Origin of the sequence: Diaphorobacter sp. LR2014-1 (genome assembly GCF_002916785.1) — a bacterium.
In the GTDB taxonomy this organism is placed as follows: Bacteria; Pseudomonadota; Gammaproteobacteria; order Burkholderiales; family Burkholderiaceae_C; genus Diaphorobacter; species Diaphorobacter nitroreducens.
This window is the reverse complement of sequence record NZ_MTBE01000022.1, coordinates 1-21,231: the sequence shown is the minus strand read 5'-3', so window position 1 is coordinate 21,231 and position 21,231 is coordinate 1. Positions and strand designations below refer to the sequence as shown.

Sequence of the window (21,231 nt, the reverse complement as noted above, 5' to 3'; positions counted from 1 at the left end):
CAGGACTGCCGCCCTCACTGTAAAGCGAACCCAAACGAAAAGGTCCAGGGTAAACGTGGGGTGCAAACACTCACAAAGCAACACGCCCGGCGATCAAACGCGCTGAAGCCGCAGGCCGGAGCGTCCTGGCGAGCGACGATGCAAGGCTTGCGCAGCCTGCCGCCATGCAGGCTCCGCAGCCGGGCAAAAAAAATCCTCCGGGTGGAGGATTGGGGGACTGGTGGAAGCGAGTGAACCAGCGGTCCGAGGGACCGCCGGTGCTGCGCCGCCGATCAGAAGCGGTGGCGGATGGACAGCGTCACGCTGTTGACGTCCTTGCCTGGGGCCGAGGCCACGCCGCCCAGGAAGCCGTTGCCACCCAGCAGATCCTGCGAGGTGTTCTTGTTCTCCAGGTGCGTCACCACGGCATTCAGGTCGGTGCGCTTGGACAGCGCATACGTGTAGGCCGCACCGTAGGAGTAGCGGTCGGCATTGAAGGGCCGGCGGTCGTCCATGTTGTTGTAGGCCACGGCCACGGTGTGCGGGCCGCTCGTCAGGCGGTAGCCGATCTGGTACAGGTGGGTGTCCTGGCGGAAGCCCTGCAGGAAGGCGTTTTGCACCAGGGTGGCCACGGGCGCCGTGGCCGGGTTGGCCGCCAGGCCTGCCGCGATGGCCGAGAAGTCGCTCGGGTTGTTGTCCTTGATGGTTGCGTACTGGCCCGTCAGCGTGCCGGGGCCCACGTCCACGGTGGCGCCGATGACGGCCGTGGTCAGGGACTTCTGGCCCAGTTCGTTGTTGCGGGTGTTGTAGCCGCCGCCGAAGGAGTAGCCGTCACCCTTGTAGATGGCCATCGCGCCCAGCAGGCGCCGTGCGGTGGTGCGGCCGGCCACTTCGCCAGCGGCATACATGGCCGTGGCGGTGAGGCCGCCGACCTGCAGGCCGTACTGCAGCGAGTTGCTGATCCGGATGTCGAACGAGGCGGGGATCGCCGCCAACTGGCCCAGGGACAGGCTGGACTCGGTCTTCATCACGTCGAAGTTCGCCGTGGCCAGGTAGCCGGGCGTGTACTGGCGGCCCACGGTGAACTGGCCGAACGGCGTGACCAGACCGGTGAAGATCTGGCGGTCGAAGAAGCTGTTGTTCAGGTTGACGCCGACGGAGTTGCCGATCTGGCCGGCCACCGCGGTCACGGCAGGCTGCAGCGCAGCGGGCAGGCCCAGCGAGGTGGCCGTGCTCAGGCGGTCGGGCAGGCGGCCGCCGGAGATGGGGCGGTTGCTCAGGCCGCCGGTGTCGGCTTCCAGGCGCGCTTCCATGGTGAAGATGGCCTTGTAACCGCCGCCCAGGTCTTCGCTGCCCTTGAAGCCGAGCCGCGAGCCTTCCATGTTGCCGCTGGTCACGCGCGTCATGCTGCCGCCGGGTGCGCCGGTGATGTGGTTGATGCCCACGTCGACCAGACCATAGATCATCACGCTGCTTGCGCCGGGCGTGGTGGCCTGGGCCATCGCCACAGACGACACACAGGCGAGAGCCACTGCCGACAGCGCATGGATTTTTTTCATAACGTCTCCGAGTTGCAAGGTGAATGGGTTCGGCAGGTCCAGGAAATGGGTGGTGCCGTGAAACCAGAGACTAGGGGGTACGTTTCAATCGGTAAAGAGTGGCTTTACCGAGCTTGCTGCATTAGAGACAGGGGAAAACCCGGCGATGTATTTGCGTTGGACCTCTGGTAAACGCACGGTCGTTCGCAAATTGCATCGCTGGGTGGGACAGCCTGCGTTCCGTGTGCAAGCGAACCAAAACGAAAAGTCCCAGGGTAAACCTTGATTCGAAACGCTCACAAAGCAACAAGAATGATCGCAATCGAACGATCTTGGCCCTGGCGCAGCGGGCGTTGCACGAGCGTGCACCGGCGCTGGCGTCACACCAAACAAGGGGTGGCTGCATGCAGCTGGTATTGGAGAGCATCGGCAAGCGGGTAGGGGCACAGACCTGGCTGCACGAGATGGGCCTGTCGCTGCAGAGCGGGGCGGTCACCGTGCTGCTCGGGGCCACGCAGGCAGGCAAGACCAGCCTGATGCGCATCATGGCGGGGCTGGACGCTCCGACCCACGGGCGGGTGCTGGTGGACGGAGCCGACGTGACCGGCGTGCCGGTGCGCGAGCGCAACGTGGCCATGGTCTACCAGCAGTTCATCAACTACCCGTCCATGACGGTGGCGGATAACATCGCCTCGCCGCTGAAGCTGCGGGGCGAGAAGAGTGTCGACGCCCGCGTGCGCTCCCTGGCCGAACGGCTGCACATCGACATGTTCCTGCAGCGCCATCCTGCAGAACTCTCCGGCGGCCAGCAGCAGCGTGTGGCGCTGGCACGCGCCCTGGCCAAGGGGGCGCCGCTGATGCTGCTGGACGAACCCCTGGTCAACCTGGACTACAAGCTGCGGGAAGAGCTGCGCGACGAGCTGACCCAGCTGTTCGCGGCGGGCGACTCCACCGTGGTCTACGCCACCACCGAGCCGGCTGAGGCGCTGCTCCTGGGCGGGTACACCGCCGTGCTGCACGAGGGCGAGCTGCTGCAGTACGGTCCCACGGCCGAGGTCTTCCACGCGCCCGCATCACTGCGCGTGGCGCGGGCCTTCAGCGATCCTCCGATGAACCTGGTGCCGGCCGAGCGCGTGCCCGGCGGCGTGCGGGCCGCCGGTGCCGATGTGCTCGCCCTGCCGGACGCCGCGCTGGCGGACGCACCGGCGACCGGACTGACGCTGGGGGTGCGCGCCAGTGCGCTGCACGCCCGCCCGCGGGAGGGCGACGTGGCGATCACCGGCCGTGTGGAGCTGGCGGAGATCTCGGGCTCGGACACCTTCGTGCATGCCGACACGCCCTGGGGCGAGATGGTGGCGCAGTTCACGGGCGTGCATTACTTCGAGCTGGGCGAATCGCTGGTGCTGCACCTGTCGCCGGCCGATGTCTACGTATTCGGCGCGGACGGCGCCTTGCTGCGCGCGCCACAGCGCCGGGGAGGGATCTGACATGGCGCGCATCCAGCTCGACCTGGCCCATTCGTACAGGCCGAATCCGCAGCAGGACAGCGACTACGCGCTGCTGCCGCTGGACATGGTCTTCGATGACGGCGGCGCCTACGCGCTGCTGGGCCCCTCGGGCTGCGGCAAGACCACCATGCTGAACATCATGTCCGGCCTGCTCGTGCCCTCGCAGGGGCAGGTGCGGTTTGACGGCCGCGACGTCACCCGCGCCAGCCCGCAGGAGCGCAACATCGCGCAGGTGTTCCAGTTCCCGGTGATCTACGACACCATGACGGTGGCCGAGAACCTGGCGTTCCCGCTCAAGAACCGCAAGGTGCCGGCCGATCGCATCCGCCAGCGCGTGGGCCAGATCGCGGAGATGCTGGAGATGAGCCACCAACTGGACATGCGCGCGGCCGGCCTGTCGGCCGACCAGAAGCAGAAGATCTCCCTGGGCCGCGGCTTGGTGCGCGAGGACGTGAGCGCGGTGCTCTTCGATGAGCCGCTCACCGTGATCGACCCGCACCTCAAGTGGCAGCTGCGCCGCAAGCTCAAGCAGATCCACCATGAGCTCAAGCTCACGCTGATCTACGTGACGCACGACCAGGTGGAGGCACTCACCTTCGCCGACCAGGTGGTGGTGATGACGCGCGGGCGCGTGGTGCAGATGGGCACGCCGGGCGATCTGTTCGAGCGCCCGCAGCACGCCTTCGTGGGCCACTTCATCGGCTCGCCGGGCATGAACTTCCTGCCCGCGCAGGTGCAGGGCGGCGAGATCACCGTGGCCGCGCAGCGCTGGGCTCTGCCGCGTGCGCTGCCGGAGGGCGCCGTGCAACTGGGCGTGCGCCCCGAATACCTGGCGCTGGCCGACGCGCACGCGCCCGGCGCGTTGCGCTGCACCGTGGCGCGCGTGCAGGACGTGGGCACGCACCAGATGCTCACGGCCACCGTGGAAGGTCAGTCCCTCAAGGCCCGTTTCGCGCCCGAGCAGGCGCTGCCCGCGCCGGGCGAGGCGGTCTGGCTGCAGGTGCTGGGCGAGCACACCTGCTTCTACAAGAACGAGGAGCTGCTGCCATGAATGGCTACCCCCTGAGCCGCAGCGCGGCTTCCCCCTGGATGGGGGACGGCGCCCTTTGCTGCGGAGCGGCCCTTGCTGGGCGCCCCGCCGTCTGCGCCGCACCAGTGGTGCGCGTCGCAGGCAATGCCCACTCCCTGGAGCACTGCCATGAGTAGTACGACCAAACCCGTGAACCAGAAGGCCTGGTTCCTGGTGCTGCCGGTGATCCTGTGCGTGGCCTTCTCGGCCATCCTGCCCTTGATGACGGTGGTGAACTACTCGGTGCAAGACATCATCAGCCCCGAGCGCCGCGTGTTCGTGGGCACGGAATGGTTCGCCGCCGTGCTGCGCGACGAGGAACTGCACGGTGCGCTCGTGCGCCAGCTCACGTTCTCGCTGGCTGTGCTGCTGGTGGAAATTCCACTGGGCATCCTGCTGGCGCTCAGCATGCCCGCGCAGGGCTGGAAGTCGTCGGCGGTGCTGGTCATCGTGGCGCTGTCGCTCTTGATCCCGTGGAACGTGGTGGGCACCATCTGGCAGATCTTTGGCCGCTCGGACATCGGCCTGCTGGGCGCGGCGTTCGAGGCCATCGGCTTCGACTACAGCTACACCGGCAACGCCACCCACGCCTGGCTCACCGTGCTGGCCATGGACGTGTGGCACTGGACTCCGCTGGTGGCGCTCCTGTGCTTCGCCGGCCTGCGCAGCATTCCCGACGCGTACTACCAGGCCGCGCGCATCGACGGCGCGAGCAAGTTCGCCGTGTTCCGCTACATCCAGCTGCCCAAGATGCGCGGCGTGCTGATGATCGCCGTGCTGCTGCGCTTCATGGATAGCTTCATGATCTACACCGAGCCCTTCGTGCTCACGGGCGGCGGGCCGGGCAACGCGACCACCTTCCTCAGCCAGTACCTCACGCAAAAGGCCGTGGGTCAGTTCGACCTGGGGCCGGCGGCGGCGTTCTCGCTGATCTACTTCCTCATCATCCTGCTGCTGTGCTTCATCCTCTACAACTGGATGCAGCGCGTGGGCACCACGCCGAAGGAGGGTGCCGGCCATGAATGAGCCCCGCTTCCAGAAACGCACGCTGTTCCTGATCGCCTACCTGGTGTTCGCCGTGCTGCCCATCTACTGGATGGTCAACATGAGCTTCAAGACCAACGAGGAGATCCTGTCCAGCTTCTCGCTGTGGCCCCAGCACTTCACCTGGGCCAACTACCAGACCATCTTCACCGACGAGAGCTGGTACTCGGGCTACATCAACAGCCTGATCTACGTGGCCATCAACACGGTGATCTCGCTCACCGTGGCGCTGCCCGCGGCCTATGCGTTCAGCCGCTACCAGTTCCTGGGCGACAAGCACGTGTTCTTCTGGCTGTTGACCAACCGCATGACGCCGCCGGCCGTGTTCCTGCTGCCATTCTTCCAGCTCTACACCACCGTGGGGCTGATGGACACGCACATCGCCGTGGCGCTGGCGCACCTGCTGTTCAACGTGCCGCTGGCGGTGTGGATTCTCGAAGGCTTCATGAGCGGCATCCCGCGCGAGATCGACGAGACGGCGTACATCGATGGCTACTCGTTCCCGCGCTTCTTCCTCACCATCTTCCTGCCGCTCATCAAGGCCGGCGTGGGCGTGGCGGCGTTCTTCTGCTTCATGTTTTCGTGGGTGGAATTGCTCTTGGCACGCACGCTCACCAGCGTGAATGCCAAGCCCATCGTGGCCACCATGACGCGCACCGTGAGCGCCAGCGGCATGGACTGGGCGACGCTGGCCGCAGCGGGGGTGCTGACCATCGTGCCCGGCGCCATCGTGATCTGGTTCGTGCGCCACTACATCGCGAAGGGGTTCGCGATGGGCCGCGTCTGACGGGAAGGGAAGCCAACACATGAACCACCGCAATTCGCAGCGGCACGCGCAACGCGTCCCATACCAGCGGCAGCCGTGGAACGGGCTTTGCCCGGCCACCGGCTGCGTCCCCCTGGGGGGAAGCGCCGCAGGCGCTCAGGGGGGTACCCATGTTTGACTGGATGGCCTGGACCACCCCGGTGGCGGTGTTCTTCACCTGCATCGTGCTCATGCTGATCGGCATGACGGTGTGGGAAATCCAATCCCCCACGGTGGAGCGCAAGGGCTTCCTGCCCATGACCACCACGCGCGGCGACCGGCTGTTCATCGGCCTGCTCACCGCCGCGTACATCAACCTGGCCTGGGTGGGTCTGGGCGAGAAGATGGCCCAGTGGTTCTCGCTGGAGGCCGAGCCCTCGGTGTGGATCAGCTTCGTGCTGTCCATGCTGGTGCTGGCGCTGGTGCTGCGCAAAGGGTAGTCAAAAAAGATAGCTGCTTGCGCTTGATTTACGGGGATTTGAGATAGAAAACTATCTAAAAACCAATAACAACAAGCGCCAGTAGCTCACATTTTTATAAAAGGGGCCAGCCGACTCTCCCCCGGCACCGGCGCCCATCCAACCCCCGGGGAGCGTTCTTGTGAGGAGACAGCAATGAAGATGCAGTTCAAGGCGATCGCGTTTGCCGCCGCGGCGCTGGCGCTGGGGCAGGCAGCCTGGGCCGGCGAGGCCGAGGCCAAGAAGTGGATCGACAGCGAGTTCCAGCCCTCCACGCTGAGCAAAGACCAGCAGATGGCCGAGATGAAGTGGTTCATCGACGCGGCCAAGAAGCTGCAGGCCAAGGGCGTGAAGGAGATCGCGGTGGTCTCCGAGACCATCACCACGCACGAGTACGAATCCAAGACCCTGGCCAAGGCGTTCAGCGAGATCACGGGCATCCAGGTCAAGCACGACCTGATCCAGGAAGGCGACGTGGTCGAAAAGCTGCAGACCTCCATGCAGTCGGGCAAGTCCATCTATGACGGCTGGATCAGCGACTCCGACCTCATCGGCACCCACTACCGCTACGGCAAGATCCTGAACCTGTCCGACTACATGGCCGGCCCGGGCAAGGACTACACCAACCCCGGCCTGGACCTGCAGGACTTCATCGGCACCAAGTTCACCACCGCCCCGGACGGCAAGCTGTACCAGCTGCCCGACCAGCAGTTCGCCAACCTGTACTGGTTCCGCGCCGACCTGTTCGACCGCAAGGACTTGAAGGACAAGTTCAAGGCCAAGTACGGCTACGACCTGGGCGTGCCGCTGAACTGGAGCGCCTATGAGGACATCGCCGAGTTCTTCACCAACGACGTGAAGAACATCGACGGCAAGCCCATCTACGGCCACATGGACTACGGCAAGAAGGACCCGTCGCTGGGCTGGCGCTTCACCGACGCCTGGCTGTCCATGGCCGGCAGCGCCGACATCGGCACGCCCAACGGCCTGCCCATCGACGAATGGGGCATCCGCGTGGCCGACGACAAGTGCACCCCGGTGGGCGCCAGCGTGGCCCGTGGCGGCGCGACCAACTCGCCGGCCGCCGTCTACGCGCTCACCAAGTACGTGGACTGGATGAAGAAGTACGCGCCCAAGGAAGCCATGGGCATGACCTTCGGCGAGGCCGGCCCCGTGCCCGCCCAGGGCCAGATCGCGCAGCAGATCTTCTGGTACACCGCCTTCACCGCCGACATGACCAAACCCGGCCTGCCCGTGGTGAATGCCGACGGCACGCCCAAGTGGCGCATGGCCCCCGGCCCCAACGGCCCGTACTGGAAGCAGGGCATGCAAAACGGCTACCAGGACGTGGGCAGCTGGACCTTCTTCAAGGACCACAACCCCGACCGCCTGGCCGCCGCGTGGCTCTACGCCCAGTTCGTGACGGCCAAGACCACGTCGCTGAAGAAGACCGTCGTCGGCCTGACGCCGATCCGCGAGTCCGACATCCGCTCCAAGGCCATGACCGACATGGCGCCCAAGCTGGGCGGCCTGGTCGAGTTCTACCGCAGCCCTGCGCGCGTGGCCTGGTCTCCCACCGGCACCAACGTGCCCGACTACCCCAAGCTGGCGCAGCTGTGGTGGAAGAACGTGGCCCAGGCCGTCACGGGCGAGAAGACCCCGCAGGCCGCCATGGACACACTGGCCGACGAGATGGACCAGGTGATGGCCCGCCTGCAGCGCGCTGGCATGGAGCGCTGCGCGCCCAAGCTGAACGCCAAGGGTGACCCGGCCAAGTGGCTGAGCGATAAGCACGCGCCCTGGAAGAAGCTCGCCAATGAAAAGCCCAAGGGCGAAACCATCAACTACAACACCCTGCTGCAGGCCTGGAAGGACGGCAAGGTGCGTTGATGCCGCAGCGGATGGGCCCTTTGCCGGGCCCATCCCGCGGATCCGGTCACAATTCAGGGTAAACCCTGATTTTTCTGTCAGGGTTACGGACCATTCCCCTTATGACTAGCGACACCTCCACCCCTTTGGCAACCGTACGGGCCGACCTGCTGGCCCGCCTGGCTCAACCCGTGACCTACGACCTGGCGGTCGTCGGAGGTGGGGCGACGGGCCTGGGGGTGGCGCTGGATGCGGCGGCGCGCGGCTTTTCCGTCGTGCTGTTGGAATCGCACGACTTCGCCAAGGGCACCTCCTCACGTGCCACCAAGCTGGTGCACGGCGGCGTGCGCTACCTCGCGCAGGGCAACATCGCCCTGGTGCGCGAGGCGCTGCATGAGCGCACCACGCTGTTGCGCAACGCCCCCCACCTGGCGCAGCCGTTGGCATTCGTCATGCCTTCTTACAAGGTGTGGGAAACGCCGTTCTACGGCATGGGCCTGAAGATGTACGACGCCCTGGCCGGCAAGGCGGGCCTGGGGCCTACCGAATTCCTTGGGCGCATGGAGACCCTGCGCTGCCTGCCCACGGCCATGGCCGACGGGCTCAAGGGCGGCGTGAAGTATTGGGACGGGCAGTTCGACGACGCCCGACTGGCCCTGGCCCTGGCGCGTACCGCCGCGCAGCGGGGGGCCCTGCTGCTCAACTACTGCCCCGTGGACGACCTGTTGTACGACGGGGGGAAGGTGGCGGGCGTGGTTTGCCAGGATGCCGAGACCGGGCGGCGCTACGAGGTGCGCGCGCGCTGCGTGGTCAACGCCACCGGCGTGTGGGTGGACGCCCTGCGCCAGCGCGATGGCGATGTGAGCGGCCAGCCCGTCAAGCCCATGGTGGCGCCCAGCCAGGGGGTGCACATCGTGGTGGACCGCGAGTTCTTGCCCTCCGATCATGCGCTGATGGTGCCCAAGACGGCCGACGGGCGGGTGCTGTTTGCGGTGCCCTGGCTGGGCAAGGTGATTTTGGGCACGACCGACAGCCCACGCCAGGATCTGGCGCGCGAGCCCCAGGCCATGCGGGAGGAAGTGGCCTTCATCCTGGGGGAATCGGCGCGCTACCTGCGGCGCGCCCCCCAGGCGAGCGATGTGCGCAGCATCTGGGTGGGCCTGCGTCCCTTGGTCAAGCCCTCGGACGAAGACGCCGCCGCCACCAAGAGCATCAGCCGGGAACACACCGTGCTGGCCAGCCGCAGCGGGCTGGTCACCGTGACTGGCGGCAAGTGGACCACCTACCGCGCCATGGCCGAGGATGTACTGCTCAAGTGCATGGACGAACACCTGCTGCCGCGCCGCCCGGGCGGGATCACCGTTGCGCTGCCCCTGGTAGGAGCAGGTGCCACCCGGGAGCGACAGGGAATGAACGCGCCCCAGGGTCTGCATTCCTACGGTGACGAGGCCGCGCGGGTGCAAGCCCTTCCGGGTTCGCAGGTGCAACTGGCCGAAGGGCTCAGCGAGGCCATGGTGCGCTTCGCCGCGCGCCATGAGTACGCACGCACCGTGGAGGACGTGCTCGCACGGCGCTCGCGCGTGCTGTTTCTCGATGCGCGCCTGGCGGCCGCGCTGGCGCCGCGCGTGGCGGACATCCTGCGCGAGGAAATCCCCGGCCAGGACCCGCAGCTGCCCGCGTTCCTAGAGTTGGCCGCACACTACGCCACGGTGCCGGCATAAAAAGCGCTTGACGCCCGGTTTCAAGTTTGCGATACTGCCGGGCTTCGCGTTAAGTGCGCGAGGTTTCTGCCCAGCGGGAAGCGCCGCAAATGGTTTGCGGCGTGGACGACGGGCCCAAGACTGACTGGCAGGTCGGCCGCCTTGAAAGGCTTCGGGGCATTCGACCGCTGGTGCAAGTTGGGAATATTGAAATGATCCAAACAGAATCTCGGTTAGACGTTGCCGACAATACCGGCGCGAAGTCCGTCCTGTGCATCAAGGTGCTGGGCGGTTCCAAGCGTCGCTATGCCAGCGTTGGCGACATCATCAAGGTGAGCGTGAAGGAAGCTGCTCCGCGTGGCCGCGTCAAGAAGGGCGAGGTCTACAGCGCAGTGGTTGTGCGTACGGCGAAGGGTATCCGCCGCGGCGACGGTTCGCTCGTGAAGTTCGACGGCAATGCAGCAGTGTTGCTCAATTCCAAGCTGGAGCCCATTGGCACCCGCATCTTCGGCCCCGTGACGCGTGAACTGCGTACCGAGCGCTTCATGAAGATCGTGTCCCTGGCTCCCGAAGTTCTCTAAAGGACGCGCCATGAACAAGATCCGCAAGGGCGACGAAGTCATCGTGCTCACCGGGCGCGACAAGGGTAAGCGCGGCACGGTGTCGCTGCGCAAGGATGACTCTCATCTGGTCATCGAAGGCATTAACCTGGTCAAGAAGCATGTCAAGCCGAACCCCATGAAGGGTACGACTGGCGGCATCGTGGAAAAGGCCATGCCCATCCACCAATCCAACGTGGCCATTTTCAATGCCGCTACCGGCAAGGCTGACCGCGTGGGCATCAAGGTGCAGGCCGACGGCACGCGTGTTCGCGTGTTCAAGTCCAGCGGCGCCGAAATCAAGGCTGCCTAAGGAGTCCACATGGCACGACTGCAAGAAATCTACCGCGACAAGATCGCCCCCGAACTGGTCAAGCAGTTCGGTTACACCTCGCCCATGCAGGTTCCCCGTCTGACCAAGATCACGCTCAACATGGGCGTGAGCGAGGCCGTGGCGGATAAAAAGATCATGGACAACGCCGTGGCGGACCTGACCAAGATCGCAGGTCAGAAGCCCGTGGTGACCAAGGCCAAGAAGGCTATCGCCGGTTTCAAGATCCGCGAAGGCCAGGCCATTGGTTGCATGGTGACGCTGCGCGGTGCGCGGATGTACGAATTCCTGGATCGCTTCGTGACGATCGCGCTGCCCCGCGTGCGCGACTTCCGTGGTATCTCCGGTCGCGCATTCGACGGCCGTGGCAACTACAACATCGGCGTCAAAGAGCAGATCATTTTCCCTGAGATCGAGTACGACAAGGTGGATGCCTTGCGCGGCCTCAACATCAGCATCACCACGACGGCCAAGACCGACGAAGAAGCCAAGGCGCTTCTCACGGCTTTCCGTTTCCCGTTCAAGAACTAAAGGCAGCGTATGGCTAAAGTAGCTTTGATCCAGCGCGAACTGAAGCGCGAAAAACTGGCCGCCAAGTACGCCGCCAAGTACGCGGAACTGAAGGCGATTGCCGGCGATGCCAAGCGCAGCGACGAAGAGCGCGAAGCGGCCCGTCTGGGCCTGCAGAAACTGCCTCGCAACGCCAACCCCACGCGCCAGCGTAACCGCTGCGAAATCACCGGTCGTCCCCGTGGCACTTTCCGTCAATTCGGTCTGGGTCGCGCAAAGATCCGTGAACTGGCATTTGCCGGTGACATCCCCGGTGTCACCAAGGCCAGCTGGTAAGCAGGCAGGAGAGATACAACATGAGCATGAGTGATCCCATCGCTGACTTGCTGACCCGCATCCGCAACGCACAAATGGTGTCCAAGGCCACCGTGTCGGTGCCTTCTTCCAAAGTGAAGGTTGCCATCGCCCAGGTGCTGAAGGACGAGGGTTATATCGACGGCTTCGAAGTGAAGTCCGAGAGCGGCAAGACTGAACTCGAAATCACCCTGAAGTACTACGCCGGTCGCCCGGTGATCGAGCGCATCGAGCGCGTGAGCCGTCCCGGCCTGCGCGTGTACAAGGGCTGTGGTTCCATTCCGCAAGTCATGAACGGCCTGGGCGTGGCAATTGTCACGACGCCCAAGGGTGTGATGACCGACCGCAAGGCGCGCGCTACCGGTGTCGGTGGCGAGGTGCTTTGCTACGTCGCTTAACGTGGCATTGAGGAGAAGACTGAAATGTCCCGTGTAGGTAAATCCCCGGTAAGCATCCCCGCAGGCGTGGATGTGTCCATCAAGGACGACCAGATCAGTGTCAAGGGTGCTGGTGGCGTGCTGTCGCTGGCGCAGAACGCGCTGGTGAAGGTGTCTAACAACGAAGGCAAGCTGAGCTTTGAGCCGGTCAACGACTCGCGTGAGGCCAATGCCATGAGCGGCACCGTGCGCCAGTTGGTGAACAACATGGTGGTCGGTGTGAGCAAGGGCTTTGAGAAGAAGTTGACGCTGATCGGCGTGGGCTTCAAGGCAGCAGCCTCCGGCAACAAGCTGAACCTGGCCATCGGTTTTTCGCATCCCGTGAACTTCGAGATGCCCACCGGCATCACCGTTGCCACGCCGACGCCCACCGAAATCGTGATCAAGGGTGCTGACCGCCAAGTGGTGGGCCAGCTGGCCGCCGAGATCCGTGCCGTTCGTCCGCCCGAGCCCTATAAGGGCAAGGGTATCCGCTACGCGGACGAAAAAGTCACGATCAAAGAGACCAAGAAGAAGTAAGGAGCTGCAGCATGTTGACCAAAAAAGAGCAGCGTCTTCGTCGTGCCCGCCAGACCCGCATCCGCATTGCCCAGCAAGGTGTCGCGCGTCTGACGGTCAATCGTACGAATCTCCATATCTACGCCAGTGTGATCTCCGGCGATGGCAGCAAGGTGCTGGCCAGCGCATCCACGGCCGAAGCCGATGTGCGCAAGTCGCTCGGTGGCTCGGGCAAGGGTGGCAACGCCGCTGCAGCCCAGATCATCGGCAAGCGCATCGCCGAGAAGGCGAAGGCGGCCGGTGTCGAGAAGGTTGCATTTGATCGTGCAGGTTTTGCATATCACGGCCGCGTGAAGGCCCTGGCCGATGCAGCCCGTGAAGCCGGCCTGCAGTTCTAAGCGGAGCGGAATACAAAATGGCTAAATTTCAACCCAAGGTACAGAGCGAAGGTCAGGACGACGGTCTGCGCGAAAAAATGATCGCGGTCAACCGCGTGACCAAAGTCGTGAAGGGTGGCCGCATTCTGGGCTTCGCTGCGCTGACGGTGGTTGGCGATGGTGACGGCCGCGTGGGCATGGGCAAGGGCAAGTCCAAGGAAGTGCCCGCCGCCGTGCAAAAGGCCATGGAAGAGGCACGTCGCAACATGGTGAAGGTGTCGCTGAAGAACGGCACCATTCACCACAACGTGACGGGCCACCACGGCGCAGCCGTGGTGATGATGGCCCCGGCCCCCAAGGGTACCGGCATCATCGCTGGCGGCCCGATGCGCGCCGTGTTCGAGGTGATGGGCATTACCGATATCGTGGCCAAGAGCCACGGTTCGTCCAACCCTTACAACATGGTTCGCGCCACGTTTGACGCCCTGACCAATTCCACTACGCCGGCCGAAGTGGCCGCTAAGCGCGGTAAGACGGTCGAAGACCTCTTCGCTGCCTGATAGGGAGGCGTGCAATGACAACGCAACAAACCATCAAGATTCAACTGGTGCGCAGCCCGATTGGCACCAAAGAATCGCACCGCGCTACCGTTCGTGGCCTGGGTCTTCGCAAGCTCAACAGCATCAGCGAACTCAAGGACACGCCTGAAGTGCGCGGCATGATTAACAAGATCAGCTATCTGGTCAAAGTCCTCTGAGAGGTTGATGATGGAACTCAATAGCATCAAGCCCGCAGATGGTGCCAAGCACGCCGCGCGCCGCGTTGGTCGCGGCATTGGTTCCGGCCTGGGCAAGACCGCTGGCCGTGGCCACAAGGGACAAAAGTCCCGCTCCGGGGGGTACCACAAGGTGGGCTTCGAAGGCGGTCAAATGCCTTTGCAGCGCCGTCTGCCCAAGCGCGGCTTCAAATCGCACCTGCTGAAGTTCAATGCGGAAATCTCCTTGACCGCCCTGGAAAACCTGGGGTTGGCTGAGGTGGATGTGCTGGCGTTGAAGAACGCAGGACTGGTGGGCGAGCTGGCCAAGGTGGTCAAGGTGATCAAGAGTGGCGAGATTTCCAAGGCTGTGAAGCTGTCGGGAATCACCGCAACTGCTGGCGCCAAGGCTGCCATCGAAGCGGCCGGCGGTAGCCTGGCCTGATCTGGTTCTGACGAAAGGCATCTGTGGCTACTAACGCAGCTCAACTGGCAAAAACCGGTAAGTTTGGCGATCTCCGCCGGCGTCTGGTCTTTCTGCTGCTCGCGTTGGTTGTGTACCGCATCGGCGCGCACATTCCCGTTCCTGGGATTGACCCGGCGCAGCTGCAGCAGTTGTTCAGTGGCCAGCAGGGCGGCATTCTCAACCTTTTCAATATGTTTTCGGGTGGAGCGCTCTCGCGCTTCACGGTCTTCGCGCTGGGGATCATGCCGTACATCTCGGCATCGATCATCATGCAGCTGATGACCTATGTGGTGCCCACATTCGAGCAGTTGAAGAAGGAAGGGGAGGCCGGGCGCCGCAAGATCACGCAGTACACCCGTTATGGAACGTTGGGCTTGGCGATTTTCCAATCGCTGGGTATTGCGGTGGCTCTGGAGAGCTCCGCAGGTCTCGTGTTGAGTCCGGGCTTCGGCTTCCGGCTCACGGCAGTGGTCAGCCTGACCGCCGGCACGATGTTCCTGATGTGGCTGGGTGAACAGATCACTGAGCGCGGCCTGGGCAACGGTATTTCGATCCTGATCTTTGCCGGTATCGCCGCGGGTCTGCCCAGTTCTATCGGTGGTCTGTTGGAGTTGGTGCGCACGGGGGCGATGAGCATCCTGGCAGCCATCTTCATCGTGATCGTCGTGGGACTGGTGACGTACTTCGTCGTCTTCGTCGAACGTGGTCAGCGCAAGATACTGGTGAACTATGCGCGGCGCCAGGTGGGCAACAAGGTCTATGGTGGGCAATCCTCCCATCTGCCTTTGAAGCTCAACATGGCGGGTGTGATTCCTCCAATCTTTGCGTCGTCCATCATCCTGCTGCCTGCAACCATTGTGAATTGGTTCAGTGCGGGAGAGTCGATGCGGTGGTTGCGTGATATTTCTGCGGCACTGACGCCCGGCCAGCCGGTCTATGTGATGTTCTACGCCGCGGCGATCATCTTCTTCTGTTTCTTCTACACGGCTCTGGTTTTCAACAGCCGCGAAACGGCAGACAACCTGAAGAAGAGCGGAGCATTCATTCCAGGCATCCGCCCGGGTGAACATACCGCGCGCTACATCGACAAGATCCTGGTGCGGCTGACGCTGGCCGGGGCTGTTTACATCACATTCGTGTGTTTGCTGCCCGAGTTCCTGATCCTGAAGTACAACGTGCCGTTCTATTTTGGTGGTACGTCGTTGCTGATCATCGTTGTCGTGACGATGGACTTCATGGCTCAGGTACAGAACTACATGATGTCGCAGCAGTACGAGTCGCTGCTGAAGAAGGCTAACTTCAAGACGACATTAGGTACCTGATGTCCGTGTGCCTTTGGCGAATGCGCTATAGTCGCGGGTTCGCCAAGAAGCAACGGCTTATTGATGCCCTTCGATCCATCGCGGGCACTTATTTTGTGTTCCGCGCACTGGGCCGGAACGATTGGACAAGTTTAGGAGAATGCAATGAGGGTTTCGGCTTCGGTCAAGAAAATTTGCCGTAACTGCAAAATCATCCGCCGTAAGGGCGTTGTGCGCGTGATCTGCACGGATCAGCGCCATAAGCAGCGCCAAGGTTGATTGGGAAGTATTAGAGGACGAACATGGCACGTATTGCTGGTATCAATATCCCGCCCCATCAGCACACCGAGATTGGCCTGACGGCCATCTACGGGATCGGGCGTACCCGTGCTCGCAAGATTTGCGAGGCATGCGGAATTGCTTATTCCAAGAAGGTCAAGGAATTGACCGATGCCGATCTGGAGAAGATTCGCGACCAGATCGCTCAGTTCACCATCGAAGGTGACCTGCGCCGTGAGACCACGATGAACATCAAGCGACTGATGGACATTGGTTGCTATCGCGGTTTCCGTCATCGTCGCGGTCTGCCGATGCGTGGTCAGCGCACGCGCACCAACGCACGCACCCGCAAGGGCCCGCGCAAGGGTGCAGCGGCACTGAAGAAGTAAGATTCTGAAAGATCACTATGGCTAAATCTCCTGCCAATAATGCCGCGCAACGTGTGCGCAAGAAGGTTCGCAAGAACATTTCGGACGGCATCGCCCACGTGCACGCCTCCTTCAACAACACGATCATTACGATCACCGATCGCCAAGGCAATGCTCTGTCCTGGGCGTCTTCTGGTGGCCAGGGCTTCAAGGGTTCGCGCAAGTCAACTCCTTTTGCTGCTCAGGTGGCATCGGAAGTGGCCGGTCGCGCAGCCATTGAGCAAGGCATCAAGAACCTCGATGTCGAAATCAAGGGTCCCGGTCCTGGCCGCGAATCCTCGGTGCGCGCGCTGGGCGCTCTCGGCATCCGCATCACCTCCATCTCGGATGTGACGCCTGTGCCCCACAACGGTTGCCGCCCCCAGAAACGCCGCCGTATTTAATTGGTTTCATAAGCCCACCGCCACCGATCGCCTGGCGCGATGGTGGCTCCCGCAGTCCGCTGCGGCAGTCGATTCAAGGATATAAAAAGTGGCACGTTATCTCGGCCCCAAGGCCAAACTCTCCCGCCGCGAAGGCACCGACCTGTTCCTGAAGAGCGCACGCCGCTCTATCGCGGACAAGGCCAAGTTTGATTCGAAGCCAGGCCAGCATGGCCGTACTTCTGGCGCACGCACGTCAGACTATGGTCTGCAACTGCGCGAAAAGCAGAAAGTCAAGCGCATGTATGGCGTGCTGGAAAAGCAATTCCGCCGCTATTTCGAGGCCGCTGAACGCCTCAAGGGCAATACGGGCGCTAATTTGCTCGGCCTGCTCGAGTGCCGCCTGGATAACGTGGTGTACCGCATGGGCTTCGGCTCGACCCGTGCCGAAGCGCGCCAGCTCGTGTCCCACAAGGCCATCACTGTGAATGGTCAAAGCGTCAACATCGCATCCTATCTGGTCAAGGCCGGCGACGTGGTTGCGGTACGCGAAAAATCCAAGAAGCAGGCACGTATTGTTGAAGCTTTGCAATTGGCGCAGCAGGTGGGCATGCCCGTTTGGGTCGAAGTGAATGCCGACAAGGTAGAAGGTACCTTCAAGAAGGTCCCGGATCGCGATGAGTTCGGCGCAGACATCAACGAATCCCTGATCGTTGAGTTGTACTCGCGTTAAACCATAGCCTTAAGTTAGCCGAAATCGTCCCTGAACCGCGAGGCATCGCGGTTTAGGCGCTTCACCAGCCTTACCGGTGTAACGAGCTGGGGGTATTGAGAGGAAGTCTGCATGCAAACCAATTTGCTGAAACCCAAGGCAATCAATGTCGAGCAACTTGGCCCCAACCGTGCCAAGGTGGCGTTGGAGCCTTTTGAGCGCGGTTACGGGCACACGCTGGGCAATGCCATTCGCCGTGTACTGCTCTCTTCCATGGTGGGTTACGCAGCAACGGAGGTGACGATTGCCGGTGTCTTGCACGAATACTCGTCCATTGACGGCGTTCAGGAGGATGTGGTCAACATCCTGCTGAACCTCAAGGGGGTGGTGTTCAAGCTGCACAACCGTGACGAAGTCACGCTGAGCCTCCGCAAGGATGGCGAAGGCGTCGTCACAGCGCGCGACATCCAGACGCCGCACGACGTTGAAATCGTGAACCCCGAGCACGTCATTGCCACGCTGTCTGCGGGCGGCAAGCTGGACATGCAGATCAAGGTGGAGAAGGGCCGCGGCTACGTGCCCGGCAACCTGCGCCGCTACGCGGACGAGGCGACGAAGTCCATTGGCCGTATCGTGCTGGATGCTTCCTTCTCGCCGGTGAAACGCGTGAGCTATACCGTCGAGAGCGCGCGTGTGGAACAGCGCACGGACCTGGACAAGCTCGTCGTCGAGATCGAAACCAACGGCGCTATTACTGCCGAGGACGCGGTCCGCGCTTCCGCCAAGATTCTGGTGGAACAACTGGCAGTATTCGCGCAGCTGGAAGGCGGTGAGTTGGCAGCTTTCGATGCGCCGGCAAGCTCTCGCGGCGCTGCGACCTTCGATCCGATCCTGCTGCGTCCTGTGGACGAACTGGAACTCACCGTCCGCTCTGCCAACTGCCTCAAGGCAGAGAACATCTATTACATCGGTGATCTGATTCAGCGAACCGAGAATGAACTGCTGAAGACGCCGAACCTGGGTCGCAAGTCGCTCAACGAGATCAAGGAAGTGCTCGCTTCGCGCGGCCTGACCCTCGGTATGAAGCTCGAGAACTGGCCTCCGGCAGGGCTAGACAAGCGTTAAGTTATAATTTTAGGCTCTTTGAAAAGAGCCAGTGCCTCGGGCAGTACCTGATACGGCTGCCCGATTTAATTACATCAAAGGAAAGCACCATGCGCCACGGACACGGCCTCCGTAAACTCAATCGCACCAGCTCGCACCGCCTCGCGATGCTGCAGAACATGATGAACTCGCTCATCGAGCACGAGGCCATCAAGACCACGTTGCCCAAGGCCAAGGAACTGCGCCGCGTGATCGAACCCATGATCACCCTGGCCAAGGAAGATTCCGTTGCGAATCGCCGCCTGGCTTTCAATCGCCTGCGTGATCGTGACAGCGTGACGAAGCTGTTCAACGACCTGGGTCCGCGTTTCAAGACGCGCCCCGGCGGCTATACCCGCATTCTGAAGATGGGCTTCCGGGTGGGCGACAACGCGCCCATGGCATACGTCGAACTGGTTGATCGTGCTGAGACGCCTGAAGTTTCTTCCACGGAAGCTTAAATCTAGGTTATAATTTCAGTCTACCGCGCGATGGAGCAGTCTGGTAGCTCGTTGGGCTCATAACCCAAAGGTCGGAGGTTCAAATCCTTCTCGCGCAACCAAATTCTGATAGTCAGAGAAAATGGCCCACTTCGGTCTAGCCGTTCTCGCTAGGAGTTGCTAAGCCAGCAGCTCGGTTCGTTTCAGACCCCTCCCGCCGCAAGGTGAGGAGGGGTTCTTCTTTTCGGACGTCGAACAGTTCAGCCGGCCAGACGCCTGGCGGCAGCGGCTTGGGCTCTGCAGGTTTGGGCGGTGCCCTCCGGCGCGGTGGCAAAGGCGGTTGGTAATAGATGATGTCCTCCGCCGTAATTGGTCCCTTCGCCAATCCGAGCCGCATGGCGGGAGTCTTCCCGTCTTCGCCGACCTCGCAATAATTGAAGTAGGTTCGAAAGATTTCTACCAGTTTCACCAGAACCGCTGGGTTATAGGCATTCTTACCAAACCAAAGTCTTCTGTCGGCGCTCGCGCTGATAACCCCTCGTTCGGCTACCGTGAGCGCCCGTCGAACTTGCATGAAGAATCTATCAACAGCCGTCAATGACGCCTTCAGGTGCAGCCGGGCAAAATGACGAAGCTGGTCACTCCGCTTTTCCGGGTCAGTCTCGGGTTCGTCAATATCAGTGAGCCACGAAACTCCCTTTTGTGGCTCTCGCATGTCCGCGATTGGATGTCGAAACCAAGGGTCGCCCCACTTGCCAATAAGTGTTGGGCTGCTTAACTCTTCCAGGGCCAGGATTAAGCTGGCCTCTTCCTCGTCAACTCCGGCGTCACTCATTACCTTCCGGAGTCGCCGCTTGGCAGCGCCAACAATCCCCTTCTTCTGGTCAACCGTGAATTCCTTGAGGACCTTTACGTAGAATGCGTCTGCGGTCCTATTTAGAACGCGCTCCGGAACGCTCACCAAGATTGCAGCCCGAATACCAGATTCTTGGTCAACGAAGAATCTTAGTTTCTCTGCCTTCTGCAGCAATCTCGTCACGAACTGAATATGTGCCGCCATGACGGTCTGCTCGTGCAAGAGCATGCCCTTGGCCGGCGCCCTGGTCGCCGTCGAGGGGTCGTCGCCGCTCTCGATGTCCTCGCGCTCCTGAGCCGCGTCATAGGTGTCCTTGACAGCCGCGAGCAGCTCCCCAGGCAGCTCAGTTGGCTCCTCGCTGGCCCGTCGGGTGCCCTTACGGCTCGCGGCAGCCCGTACCGCAGCGTCATCCCAGTCTTGGGGTAACCAAACCCGAGCAAACCGTCGAAAGGGTTTTGCCAATCGCTGGTCGCCGAATTTGGTCATCTCCTCCTTGACCTTCTCACTATCCATCTCGCCATCGAAGTTGACGTTCGCCGCGTACAGGTAGCCTGTTATTTGGTCGGCGCTCGCGATGGAAAGGAGGACAGTGTTCTTTCTGCTCTTCCGGTCCGACCAGTTGACAATGAGCTTTTGTCGGTCGGTCGAGATATACCTCTTGCCGAGGTCCTCCCGGTCAAGAAGCCCGCGCTCTCGCTCGCCAGCAAAAATCTGGCATTGCTCGTGGATAAAGTCGATTCGGTCGTAGAGAATAGCAGGCGAAATTCCCAGCACCTTGATGATTCGCCGCAAGGGCATCGAATTCATCAGATGCTCGAATATGCCAATGTTCGGATGGGTTTTCTGTTGGCGCTTTGTCGAGCGACCGCCAAAGACGAATATCTTTCGACAGGCTCCGCACTTGAATCGCGGCGTGCCGTGTGCGTTAGTTCCGAATCTTGTGTGCCGCCCACTATGTTCAGGTTCGGCTTTGCGGAATAGCTCGCAGTCCTCGTTGGGACACGTTGGAAGCTGGGGCTCCAGGTATCTGCCGATTCGCAATAACTCTTCCGCGATGGCCAGATTGCTCTGCATGGGAAAGCTTTCCCTGCAAAGGTGGCAAAACAGATTTGGTTGACCCTTACCGCTGGCGACAACGCGGTAGTCTCCGGGTGCGTATCCACCCGGCTTTCGGGCGGCGGCCCCACGCTTGGACTCGTTGTGGGGCGGTACGCCAAAGTTGGCGCACTTAGGGTTCCGGCAGTGGTTGACCTGGATGCCGGCGGCGGTCGGAGGGAACCGCCAAGGCCATTCGCCGGACGAAACCGCTCCTGGAAGCGATTTCACCTCAGACAAAGAAGCGCCCCAGTCGTTGACTGGGGCGCATTGTGGGCCAATCAGGGCTACCTTAGCAACTCTTTCCGAGAACGGCTAG

At 62.2% G+C, this 21,231-nt stretch carries 26 protein-coding genes and 1 tRNA gene; 25 read left to right on the top strand and 2 right to left on the bottom strand.

The annotated features are described in order from the left end of the window. Window positions 1–272 precede the first annotated feature (272 nt). A complete protein-coding gene (locus BV908_RS14660) occupies window positions 273–1,538 on the bottom strand; it encodes a porin (protein WP_103738503.1) in 1,266 nt (421 codons plus the stop codon). 383 nt (window positions 1,539–1,921) lie between these two features. Here BV908_RS14660 and BV908_RS14655 point away from each other — a divergent pair, with 383 nt between their 5' ends. From BV908_RS14655 to BV908_RS14535, 25 genes are all read left to right on the top strand, one after another. Then, window positions 1,922–3,004: an ABC transporter ATP-binding protein gene (locus BV908_RS14655; RefSeq protein ID WP_103738502.1), complete on the top strand. Its 1,083-nt coding sequence runs from the start codon at window positions 1,922–1,924 to the stop codon at window positions 3,002–3,004. Window position 3,005: 1 nt separating this feature from the next. Then, complete coding sequence (locus BV908_RS14650) at window positions 3,006–4,076, top strand: ABC transporter ATP-binding protein (RefSeq protein ID WP_103738501.1); 1,071 nt, start codon at window positions 3,006–3,008, stop codon at window positions 4,074–4,076. Window positions 4,077–4,223: 147 nt separating this feature from the next. After that, on the top strand, window positions 4,224–5,120 hold the full coding sequence (locus BV908_RS14645) for a sugar ABC transporter permease (RefSeq protein WP_012655439.1): 897 nt from the start codon (window positions 4,224–4,226) through the stop codon (window positions 5,118–5,120). Then, window positions 5,113–5,925: a carbohydrate ABC transporter permease gene (locus BV908_RS14640; RefSeq protein WP_012655440.1), complete on the top strand. Its 813-nt coding sequence runs from the start codon at window positions 5,113–5,115 to the stop codon at window positions 5,923–5,925. Before BV908_RS14645 ends, BV908_RS14640 begins: the two co-directional genes overlap by 8 nt. A gap of 149 nt (window positions 5,926–6,074) precedes the next feature. Next, window positions 6,075–6,383 carry a DUF2160 domain-containing protein gene (locus BV908_RS14635; protein WP_011803850.1) on the top strand — a complete coding sequence of 103 codons (309 nt, stop codon included), beginning with the start codon at window positions 6,075–6,077 and terminating at the stop codon, window positions 6,381–6,383. 174 nt (window positions 6,384–6,557) lie between these two features. Continuing rightward, entirely contained in the window at window positions 6,558–8,291 is a 1,734-nt protein-coding gene (locus tag BV908_RS14630; protein ID WP_103738500.1) for an ABC transporter substrate-binding protein, read from the top strand. A 101-nt stretch (window positions 8,292–8,392) separates the two neighbouring features. Next, window positions 8,393–9,991: a glycerol-3-phosphate dehydrogenase/oxidase gene (locus BV908_RS14625; protein WP_103738499.1), complete on the top strand. Its 1,599-nt coding sequence runs from the start codon at window positions 8,393–8,395 to the stop codon at window positions 9,989–9,991. 191 nt (window positions 9,992–10,182) lie between these two features. Further along, window positions 10,183–10,551, top strand: a complete 369-nt coding sequence (rplN, locus tag BV908_RS14620; protein WP_011803853.1) for a 50S ribosomal protein L14 — start codon at window positions 10,183–10,185, stop codon at window positions 10,549–10,551. A gap of 10 nt (window positions 10,552–10,561) precedes the next feature. Further along, entirely contained in the window at window positions 10,562–10,882 is a 321-nt protein-coding gene (gene rplX, locus BV908_RS14615) for a 50S ribosomal protein L24 (protein WP_011803854.1), read from the top strand. A 9-nt stretch (window positions 10,883–10,891) separates the two neighbouring features. After that, window positions 10,892–11,431 carry a 50S ribosomal protein L5 gene (gene rplE, locus BV908_RS14610; RefSeq protein WP_103738498.1) on the top strand — a complete coding sequence of 180 codons (540 nt, stop codon included), beginning with the start codon at window positions 10,892–10,894 and terminating at the stop codon, window positions 11,429–11,431. A gap of 9 nt (window positions 11,432–11,440) precedes the next feature. Beyond that, the gene (gene rpsN, locus BV908_RS14605; protein ID WP_011803856.1) at window positions 11,441–11,746 is read left to right on the top strand and encodes a 30S ribosomal protein S14; all 306 of its coding nucleotides are present in this window, start codon (window positions 11,441–11,443) and stop codon (window positions 11,744–11,746) included. Between the two features lie 20 nt (window positions 11,747–11,766). Continuing rightward, window positions 11,767–12,162 carry a 30S ribosomal protein S8 gene (gene rpsH / locus BV908_RS14600; protein ID WP_011803857.1) on the top strand — a complete coding sequence of 132 codons (396 nt, stop codon included), beginning with the start codon at window positions 11,767–11,769 and terminating at the stop codon, window positions 12,160–12,162. Between the two features lie 24 nt (window positions 12,163–12,186). Next, window positions 12,187–12,720: a 50S ribosomal protein L6 gene (gene rplF / locus BV908_RS14595; RefSeq protein ID WP_011803858.1), complete on the top strand. Its 534-nt coding sequence runs from the start codon at window positions 12,187–12,189 to the stop codon at window positions 12,718–12,720. An 11-nt stretch (window positions 12,721–12,731) separates the two neighbouring features. Further along, window positions 12,732–13,097, top strand: coding sequence for a 50S ribosomal protein L18 (gene rplR / locus BV908_RS14590; protein WP_011803859.1), 366 nt, complete (start codon window positions 12,732–12,734; stop codon window positions 13,095–13,097). 17 nt (window positions 13,098–13,114) lie between these two features. Next, window positions 13,115–13,636 carry a 30S ribosomal protein S5 gene (gene rpsE / locus BV908_RS14585; protein WP_011803860.1) on the top strand — a complete coding sequence of 174 codons (522 nt, stop codon included), beginning with the start codon at window positions 13,115–13,117 and terminating at the stop codon, window positions 13,634–13,636. 14 nt (window positions 13,637–13,650) lie between these two features. Beyond that, a complete protein-coding gene (gene rpmD, locus BV908_RS14580) occupies window positions 13,651–13,833 on the top strand; it encodes a 50S ribosomal protein L30 (RefSeq protein WP_012655443.1) in 183 nt (60 codons plus the stop codon). Between the two features lie 10 nt (window positions 13,834–13,843). Continuing rightward, window positions 13,844–14,275: a 50S ribosomal protein L15 gene (gene rplO / locus BV908_RS14575; RefSeq protein WP_011803862.1), complete on the top strand. Its 432-nt coding sequence runs from the start codon at window positions 13,844–13,846 to the stop codon at window positions 14,273–14,275. Between the two features lie 23 nt (window positions 14,276–14,298). Next, complete coding sequence (secY, locus tag BV908_RS14570; protein ID WP_011803863.1) at window positions 14,299–15,618, top strand: preprotein translocase subunit SecY; 1,320 nt, start codon at window positions 14,299–14,301, stop codon at window positions 15,616–15,618. 144 nt (window positions 15,619–15,762) lie between these two features. Beyond that, a complete protein-coding gene (rpmJ, locus tag BV908_RS14565) occupies window positions 15,763–15,876 on the top strand; it encodes a 50S ribosomal protein L36 (protein ID WP_003050535.1) in 114 nt (37 codons plus the stop codon). A gap of 23 nt (window positions 15,877–15,899) precedes the next feature. Then, window positions 15,900–16,265 (top strand): 30S ribosomal protein S13, encoded by a 366-nt coding sequence (gene rpsM / locus BV908_RS14560; RefSeq protein ID WP_011803864.1) that lies wholly within the window; start codon window positions 15,900–15,902, stop codon window positions 16,263–16,265. Between the two features lie 17 nt (window positions 16,266–16,282). Beyond that, window positions 16,283–16,687, top strand: coding sequence for a 30S ribosomal protein S11 (gene rpsK, locus BV908_RS14555; RefSeq protein ID WP_011803865.1), 405 nt, complete (start codon window positions 16,283–16,285; stop codon window positions 16,685–16,687). An 88-nt stretch (window positions 16,688–16,775) separates the two neighbouring features. Further along, complete coding sequence (gene rpsD / locus BV908_RS14550; RefSeq protein WP_012655444.1) at window positions 16,776–17,399, top strand: 30S ribosomal protein S4; 624 nt, start codon at window positions 16,776–16,778, stop codon at window positions 17,397–17,399. 111 nt (window positions 17,400–17,510) lie between these two features. Continuing rightward, window positions 17,511–18,503 (top strand): DNA-directed RNA polymerase subunit alpha, encoded by a 993-nt coding sequence (gene rpoA / locus BV908_RS14545; RefSeq protein ID WP_011803867.1) that lies wholly within the window; start codon window positions 17,511–17,513, stop codon window positions 18,501–18,503. Between the two features lie 89 nt (window positions 18,504–18,592). Next, complete coding sequence (gene rplQ / locus BV908_RS14540; protein ID WP_011803868.1) at window positions 18,593–18,982, top strand: 50S ribosomal protein L17; 390 nt, start codon at window positions 18,593–18,595, stop codon at window positions 18,980–18,982. A 24-nt stretch (window positions 18,983–19,006) separates the two neighbouring features. After that, a tRNA-Met gene (locus BV908_RS14535) sits at window positions 19,007–19,083 on the top strand. Between the two features lie 35 nt (window positions 19,084–19,118). Here the strand turns inward: BV908_RS14535 and BV908_RS14530 are convergent. After that, window positions 19,119–20,891 carry a hypothetical protein gene (locus tag BV908_RS14530; protein ID WP_146052264.1) on the bottom strand — a complete coding sequence of 591 codons (1,773 nt, stop codon included), beginning with the start codon at window positions 20,889–20,891 and terminating at the stop codon, window positions 19,119–19,121. Window positions 20,892–21,231 lie beyond the last annotated feature (340 nt).